Raw genomic sequence first — 7960 nt, forward strand, 5'->3', positions numbered from 1 at the left:
AGGTCACAGAAACGTACGTCGACGAACTTCACGTCCTCGTTGCTGAGGTATCGCAGGAGTTCCTCGGAATTGGCGAACACACGTCCTCCTGGCAGCGTTGTTGATCATGGCCACGTCCCGTGGCCGGACCGCCCGGGGACATGGCCCGTACCGTCACCGTACGACGGCTCGTCGTCCCCGGCTCGCCAACCGCCCATCCCGGGTTTCCTTGGTCACACGCCGGGTAGTCGCCGACATGTGCGGGATCAGCGGTGAGGCCCGGTTCGACGGGGCCACCCCCGACGCGGGCGCGGTGACCCGGATGACCGAGGCCATGCGCTCCCGCGGCCCCGACGGTCAGGGGCGGTGGCACGACGGCTGGGTGACCCTGGGGCACCGCCGGTTGACCGTGATCGACCTGACCGAGACCGGCGACCAGCCGATGGTCCGGGACGACCTCGGGCTCGCCCTGGTCTTCAACGGTTGCGTCTACAACTATCCCGAGCTGCGCGACGAGCTGCGGGCGGCCGGGCACACCTTCCGATCGACGAGCGACACCGAGGTGATCCTGGTCGCGTACGCCCAGTGGGGTGAACGGTTCGTCGACCACCTGGTCGGCATGTTCGCCGTCGCGCTGGTGGACCGGCGGCGCCGCCACCTCGTGCTGGCCCGGGACCGGCTGGGCATCAAGCCGCTCTACCTCGCCGAGTCACCCGGCCGGCTGCGGTTCGCCTCCACCCTCCCGGCCCTGCTGGCCGCCGGCGACGTGGACACCGGCATCGACCCGGTCGCGCTGCACCACTACCTGTCCTGGCACTCGATCGTGCCGGCGCCGCGCACCATCCTGCGCGGCGTGCGGAAGCTCCCGCCGGCCACCGTCCGGGTGGTGGAGGCCGACGGGAGCACCCGCGAGCACGTCTACTGGCGGCCCGAGTACCAGCGCGACCCGGCCCACGACGGGATGGACGCCGGCGACTGGCGGGCCGCGATCGGGGACGCGCTGCGCACCGCGGTACGCCGTCGGCTGGTCGCCGACGTGCCGGTCGGGGTGCTGCTCTCCGGCGGCCTCGACTCCAGCATGATCGTGGCGCTGCTCGACGGGGCCGGGCAACAGCACCTCCAGACGTTCAGCATCGGCTTCGACAGCCGGGGCGACGAGTCCGGCGACGAGTTCCACTACTCCGACCTGGTCGCCCACACCTTCGACACCGACCACCACCGCATCCGCCTCGCCGACGGCGACCTCGCTCCCGCCGTCCGCGCCACCGTGGCGGCCATGACCGAACCGATGGGCAGCCACGACGTGGTGGCCTTCCACCTGCTCTCCGAGCAGGTCGCCCGACACGTGAAGGTGGCGCAGTCCGGGCAGGGCGCCGACGAGGTGTTCGCCGGCTACGGCTACCACCACCGGCTCGCGCGGACGGCCCGCGCCGACGCCGCGGCCGAGTTCACCGCCGCGTTCTTCGACCGGGACCACGCCGAGCTGAACCGGGTGGTCGACCCGGCGTACGCCTGCGCCGCCGACGTCAGCGGCGAGCTGGCCGCCGCGGAACTGGCCGCGCCGGGCGCGCGGACCGCGGTGGACGCGGTGCTGCGCCTGGACACCCACCTGATGCTCCCCGACGACCCGGTCAAACGGGTCGACAGCATGAGCATGGCCTGGGGACTGGAGGTGCGCACGCCCTTCCTCGACCAGGACCTGGTGACGCTCGCCGCCGCCTGCCCGCCCGAGCACAAGCTGGCAGGGGGCGGCAAGGGCGTGCTCAAGGACGTGGCCCGGGAGGTGCTGCCGGCCGAGGTCATCGACCGGCCCAAGGGCTACTTCCCGGTCCCGGCGCTGCGCAACGTCGACGGCCCGGTGCGGGAGTTGGTGATCGAGGCGCTCGACGCGCCCGAGGCCCGCCGGCGTGGCCTGTTCCGCCGGGCCTACGTGGACGAGTTGCTCGCCGAGCCGGACCGGGCGCAGGCCGCCGCCGGCAGCAACAAGCTGTGGCAACTGGGCCTGCTGGAGCTGTGGTTGCAGTCGCACGGGGTCTGAGCGGCGGGAGGAACGCGGTGAAGTTCGTCATCGAGAGCGAGACCGACGGCCGGGTCGGTTTCACGGTGCTGGGCGGCGACGGCCAGGTGCTCGCGACCGGCCGCCCCTGTCCGGACAAGGGCTCGGCGCTGGCCGCGATCGGGGAGCTGATGCACGGGCTCGGCGACGCCTGCATCGAGGACCGGACCGAGGCCACCGCCCCGCCACCGCCCACCGACACCAGCGAGATCGGCGGCGGCGACATGTCGGCCATCGGCCGCTCCGGCATCCCCCCGGTCTGACCGCGCACTGTCCCGCGCCGCGGTTTCCGGAAGGAGTGGCTGTCCGAGCGACAGCCACTCCTTCCGGGAATCAGGGCGGTGGGCTAGGTCTGGGGGTAGGGGCGGCGGGTCAGGGCGGCATACGCCATCGTGGTGAGCGTGACGATGTCGAACACCGGCACGCCGAGCCGCGCCTGGATCCGGTGGGCGAACGGCACCAGGTCGGTGCACTCGATCACCAGCGCGCCCAGGTCGGGGTGGGCGCGGGCCAGCGCGTCGACCCGGTCGTCCACCTCGGCGGCCAGCCGGTCCACGTCGAGCGCGTCCCGCCGCCCCTGGAGCATCACCTCGCGGAACTCCGGCTGCCCGGCCATGCCGGTGACCGCGACCGGCACGTCCGCCGCGTCGACCGCCGCCAGGTGCCGCGGCGTCAGCGCCGCCTCGTCGGCAACCAGCAGCCCGACGGTCTGCCCGACCATCCGGTGCACCATCGGCAGCTGCACCAGGCTCGACGACCACAGCGGCACGTCCACCGCGGCGGCCAGCTCGGCCTGGAACAGCACCAGGAACCCGCACGCCCCGGTGATGCCGGCCACCCCGGCGGCCTGGAGGTCCCGGGCCGCGTCGACGAACGGCGTCAGCAGCGTCGGGTCGGCGTCGCGGACCAGCCGCTGCGGCGTGGCGCCCTCGACCACCCGGTAGCGCACCGGGAAGTCGAACGTGGCCGGGTTGCGGATGTGCCCGGGGATCTTGTCGAAGCTGGTGTCGAGGCAGAGCACCCCGATCTCCGGTCGGTCGCCCATCAGCTCCCCCTCCGGAAGCGGTCCAGCGCGAACGTCCGCGCCGGCAGGGTCGGTTCCACGCCGGTGACGAGCTGGGCGAGCAGCTCACCGCCGGCCGGGGCCAGCCCCATCCCGATGTGCCCGTGGCCGGTGGCCACGCTGACGTTGTCGTAGCCGCCGGCCCGGCCGATCAGCGGCAGGCTGTCCGGGGTGCACGGGCGCAGCCCGCTCCACACGTCCAGTCGCCGGCCGGTGTCCAGCGCCGGCAGGTAACGCCGGGCGGTACGCAGGATGCCGTCGACCCGGCGCGGCGAGATCGAGGCGTCCAGCCCGGACAGCTCCAGCGTGCCGCCGACGCGTACCCGGTCACCCAGCGGCATCACCGCGACCTTGCCCTCGCTGAGCAGCACCGGCCGGGTGGGCGTGCCCGGCCCGGCCGGGAGCGTGACGGTGTAGCCCTTGGCCGGTTGCAGCGTCAGCCCGACGCCGAGCATCCGGGCGCACGCCGTCGACCACACCCCGGCGGCCACCACCACCTCGCTCGGGCGCAGGTCGCCCCGGGCGGTCCGCACCGTCCGCACCCGACGGCCGGTCGTCTCGAAGCCGCGTACCTCGGCGCGGGTGACGATCTCCACGCCGCGGGCCCGCAGCGCCTCGGCGAGACCGACCAGGAACGCCGGGATGCGCAGCGCCGCGCCCTCCTCGTTGAGCAGCGCGCCGGCCACCGCGAAGTCGACACCCGGCTCCAGCCGGGCCAGCTCCGCCCGGCCCAGGTCGCGCAGCGGCACCCCGCGGGCGGTCGCCGCGCGGATCGTGCGGCGCGCCTGCGCGTACCCCTGCTCGGTGTGGCAGGCCAGGATCATGCCGCGTTCGGTGAGCGTGCCGGCCAGCTCGTCCTCGGCGCACATCCCGCGCAGCAGCGCCAGGCTGCGTTGCTTGAGCGCGAGCAGCGTCTCGAAGCCGGCGCGGGCGTGCCGCTCGGTGCAGTGCCGGCGGAAGTGCCACAGCCAGGCCAGCAGCGCGGCGTCCAGCCGGGGCCGGACCGAGAACGGGCTCTCCGGGCTGAACAGCCAGCGGACGCCCTTGGCCGGCACCCCCGGCTCGGCCAGCGGCGCCGAGCCCTGGGTGCCGACGAAGCCGGTGTTCCCCGCCGAGCAGGCCGCCGCGTCCCCGACCTCGCCCCGGTCGACCACCGTCACGGTGTGGCCGGCGCGGCGCAGGAACCAGGCACAGCACAGCCCGACCATGCCCGCGCCGATGACCAGGACGTCGGGGTCGGCGCGGGCGGGCGTCGTCATCGTCGCCGCCGGTCAGATCGTCACGACGAAGAAGCAGGTGGGCAGGTTGACCACGACCCGTTCCCAGATCTCGGCGCGCAACGCCACCCCCGGCTCGGCGAACGTGCCCGGCGGCGGCTCGGCGAACCCGATCGTGGACCGGCCGGCGTCGAACAGCAACGCGCCGTGGCCGAAGTCGCCGACGATCGCGGTGCCCGGGTCGACCAGTCGGGTACGCACGATGAAGACGCCGTTCTCCTCCACGTCCCGCACCAGCGTGCCGCTGCCGAGCAGCCGGTAGTAGTCGGCCGGGTTGATGATCAGCCCGTCGGCGGTGCTGCCCATCTGCTCGACCTCGTTGCACGCGGACAGGATGGTCGAGGCGAACGGCCCCGGGTCGGTGAGCCGGCCCAGGTCCGGCATGGCCAGCAGCCCGCCCTCGCCGCGCAGGATGGTGTGGTTCTCGGCGGTGGCCAGCCGCACCACCAGCCGGTAGTCGATGAACTGGGCGAAACTGACCGGGTCCTCCCACAGCGTGTCCGGCACCTGCACCCACGCGGTGGTGGTGAGCAGCGGCGGGATGGGGGAGCGGTGGAAGTGGTTGGCCGCCTCCCGGCGCAGGTCCGCGCCGTCGACCGCCGGGTCGTCCGGCCGGGGCGGGCTCTCGTGCCAGTAGAAGTCCTGCGGGTCCCGGGACAGGTCCACCACCTTCAGCATGTTCCGGGACGGGTAGCGGGGCTTGCGCCGGGAACTGGTCAGCGAGTCGGTGATCGTGACGTCGTAGTCGACGCTGGTGTCGAAGCCGTCCTTGGCGAACGCCTCGACGAACGTCGCGCCGGGCGACATCTGGGTCTTCCGCTCGGCGACCACCTCGGCGATGGTCCGCTTCACGGTGTCGGTCCGCTGCTGCATGTGTCGCCCTCTCCTCAGGCCGGCTTGCGGGCGACGAACATGCCCCAGCCGAACTCGCCCCGGTCGATCGCCGCCTGGATCTCGTCGCACGACTCGGCGAAGCCGAGGATCCAGGTCCGCGCCGCCTCGTCCGCCGTGCCGTCCGCCCGCTCCCGGGCGGTGCGGCCCAGCACCCGGTACGTCTGCCGGATGTGCCCGTCCAGGCTGCGGGCCACCACGTCCACGAACCCGGCCTCGGCCAGCGCCTCGCGGTAGCCGTCGAGCGAGTAGCCGCCGTTCCAGCGCACCCGGTCGTAGACGTGCCGGCGGGCCGCCTCGCCGATCCGCTCGGTCGGCTGGAGGAAGTCGGAGACCGCCAGCACCCCGCCCGGCGCGAGCACCCGGAACATCTCGGCGTGGCTGCGCGGCTTCTCCGGCACCAGGAACAGCGCGTCCTGGCTCACCACGTGCGTGAACGTGCCGTCGGCGTACGGCATGGCGGTGGCCGAGCCGTGCCGGAACCGGACGTCCAGCCCGGCGCCCCGCTCGGCGCGCCGCTGCTCGGCGAAGCGCACCCGCTCGATGCTCAGGTCCAGCCCCTCGCCCCGGCAGCCGGTGCGTCCGGCCAGCCGCAGCAGGAAGTTGCCGCAGCCGCACCCGACGTCGAGCACGTTCGAGGACGCGTCGATGCCGGCGTCGTCGGCGAGGATGTCCGAGGTCCGGTCCGCCGCCGCGTGGTAGTCGGTGTCGTCGTCCCCGGCGAAGTAGCCGGTGTGCAGCACGCCCTCGCTGTCCCAGAAACTGAGGTACGTCTGCGTGGTCTGGTCGAAGAATTCGGAGACGTCCCGCTCGGTGAACTGGCTGGTCGTCGACATGGGCACTCCCTCGTGCGGCGGTCGGGTGGATCAGGCGTAGGTGTCCTTGCGGACGCCGGTCAGGTGGGGCAGGTCGGGGCCGGTGGCGGCGGCGCCGCCGTCGATCAGGTGCACGCCGGCGGTCACGTACGACGCCCGCTCGCTGGCCAGGAACGCGGCCATCGCGGCCACCTCCTCGGGGTGGGCCAGCCGGCCGAGCGCGCTGTGGTGACCCATCGCGGCCAGCCGCGCCTCCACGTCACCGTCCGCGCCGGCCAGCCGCGCCGCCGCGCGTTCCATCGGCGGGGTACGCACACTGCCGGGCGCGAGCACGTTCACGGTGATGCCGTCGCGGCCCACGTCGACGGCGAGCCCCTGCGCGAAGCGGACCAGCGCCGCCCGGGTCACCCCGGACAGCACCAGCGGGCCGATCGGCACGCAGGCGGTCTCGGAGGCGACCAGCAGCAGCCGGCCCCAGCCGGCGGCGCGCATGTGCGGCAGCGCGGCCGTCGACACCGCGACCGCGGGCAGCAGCACCCGCTCGACGGCGGCCCGGTAGTCCTCGACGCCGAACCCGGCGGCGGTGCCGACCGGCGGGCTGCCGCCGCTGACCAGCAGCACGTGCGTCCCGCCCAGGTCGGCGGCGACGTCGTCGACCCAGCGGGCGGCGGCGGCCGTGTCGGTGAGGTCCACGGCGGTCGCGCTGACCCGTCCGGTGGCCACCGACGCCAGTTCCCGTCCGGCCGCGGCCAGGCGCGCCGGGTCCCGACCGCAGACGGCCACGTGCGCGCCCTCGGCGGCGAACTCCTTCGCGCAGGCCAACCCGATGCCGCTGGTGCCGCCGGCGACCAGCGCCACCCGACCCTTGAGCCCCAGATCCACGTCCGTCACCTCTCCGTCTCGCCGACGCGGGCCACCGCGCCGGGGTGCGTCCGGGCCGTTCCGCCGGGCCGGTAGCCGTAGCGGGTGGACAACGGCCAGGCCAGCGCCGCCACGGCCAGCCGTTGCCGGCCGGTCAGCGTCCGCCGCCACCCGTCGTCGGTGTCCCGGATGACCGTCGGGCCGGTCCGGAACCGGTCCGGGTTGCCGGTGACGGTGTGGTTGCCGCGCAGCTCGACGGTCCGGTCGCGGACCGGGTTGCCGGCCGGGTCGGCGCCGACCAGCCGCAGCAGCGCGTCGACCGTGCCGGCCGGGTCGGCGGCGAAGTCCTCGTACCGCAGCAGCATCGACCGGTCGGGATGCCGGCGGTTGATCGCCGCCGAGGCCAGGTTGAACCCGTGCCAGTACGCGGTGCTGCGCGCCGCCGACATGGCGTAGACGTACTCCTTCGGCTCCCGCCACGAGTGGGCCACCGCGCGCGGGTCGCGGACCAGGTGCAGCCAGTACGGTTCGACGCCGGGCACGTGCGGCAGCAGGGCCGACTCGCCCGGGATCTTGGTGCTGTCCACGATCACGCGGGCCCCGGTGCGCGCGGCCACCTCCCGGTAGACCGCGCCGAGCAGGTCGGCGTGCGCGCGGGTGTCCGCGTCGGACGCGCCCCGGCGCAGCACCCGCCAGGTGTGCCGGGTCCGCAGCCGGGCGCGTTGCCGTCGGATCACCTCGGCGGCGTGCGCGTCGGCCGACACGCCGGCCGGGCGGCCGACCGGCAGCACCGCCGACCACAGCGGGCAGGCGGTCAGCGCCTCGCCGCAGCCGCAGCGGTCGTTGACGCCGCGCCCGGTCGAGTTCTTCCACAGGAAGTGCAGTTCACCGACGTGCGCCACGCCGGGCACCTCACCGAGGACGTTGCCGATGATGGTGCTGCCGTTGCGGCACCAGCCGGTGACGCTGAGCACGGCCACGGGTCCACTCATGCGGTGCCGCCGGGCATGCGCTCACG

General features: G+C 74.3%; 8 protein-coding genes. 2 read left to right on the forward strand and 6 right to left on the reverse strand.

From position 1 onward, the window contains the following. Nucleotides 1–235: 235 nt before the first annotated feature. Nucleotides 236–2017 (forward strand): N-acetylglutaminylglutamine amidotransferase, encoded by a 1782-nt coding sequence (locus AB0B02_RS31395; RefSeq protein WP_357306618.1) that lies wholly within the window; start codon nt 236–238, stop codon nt 2015–2017. A gap of 17 nt (nt 2018–2034) precedes the next feature. Further along, nucleotides 2035–2298 carry a hypothetical protein gene (locus AB0B02_RS31400; RefSeq protein ID WP_281940390.1) on the forward strand — a complete coding sequence of 88 codons (264 nt, stop codon included), beginning with the start codon at nt 2035–2037 and terminating at the stop codon, nt 2296–2298. Nucleotides 2299–2381: 83 nt separating this feature from the next. Here the strand turns inward: AB0B02_RS31400 and AB0B02_RS31405 are convergent, their stop codons facing one another. Genes AB0B02_RS31405 through AB0B02_RS31430 form a run of 6 tightly spaced genes read right to left on the reverse strand, consistent with a single transcriptional unit; the run spans nt 2382 to nt 7934 of the window. Continuing rightward, entirely contained in the window at nt 2382–3080 is a 699-nt protein-coding gene (locus AB0B02_RS31405; protein ID WP_281940392.1) for an aspartate/glutamate racemase family protein, read from the reverse strand. Continuing rightward, nucleotides 3080–4357 carry an FAD-dependent oxidoreductase gene (locus AB0B02_RS31410; protein WP_281940394.1) on the reverse strand — a complete coding sequence of 426 codons (1278 nt, stop codon included), beginning with the start codon at nt 4355–4357 and terminating at the stop codon, nt 3080–3082. Before AB0B02_RS31410 ends, AB0B02_RS31405 begins: the two co-directional genes overlap by 1 nt. A gap of 12 nt (nt 4358–4369) precedes the next feature. Further along, the gene (locus AB0B02_RS31415; protein WP_357306625.1) at nt 4370–5248 is read right to left on the reverse strand and encodes a family 3 encapsulin nanocompartment shell protein; all 879 of its coding nucleotides are present in this window, start codon (nt 5246–5248) and stop codon (nt 4370–4372) included. A gap of 14 nt (nt 5249–5262) precedes the next feature. Continuing rightward, nucleotides 5263–6102: a class I SAM-dependent methyltransferase gene (locus AB0B02_RS31420; protein WP_281940397.1), complete on the reverse strand. Its 840-nt coding sequence runs from the start codon at nt 6100–6102 to the stop codon at nt 5263–5265. Nucleotides 6103–6132: 30 nt separating this feature from the next. Further along, a complete protein-coding gene (locus AB0B02_RS31425) occupies nt 6133–6963 on the reverse strand; it encodes an SDR family oxidoreductase (RefSeq protein WP_281940399.1) in 831 nt (276 codons plus the stop codon). A gap of 5 nt (nt 6964–6968) precedes the next feature. Beyond that, nucleotides 6969–7934, reverse strand: coding sequence for a sulfotransferase (locus AB0B02_RS31430; RefSeq protein WP_357306630.1), 966 nt, complete (start codon nt 7932–7934; stop codon nt 6969–6971). Nucleotides 7935–7960 lie beyond the last annotated feature (26 nt).

This window comes from Micromonospora sp. NPDC049240 (assembly GCF_040647835.1).
In the GTDB taxonomy this organism is placed as follows: Bacteria; Actinomycetota; Actinomycetes; order Mycobacteriales; family Micromonosporaceae; genus Micromonospora.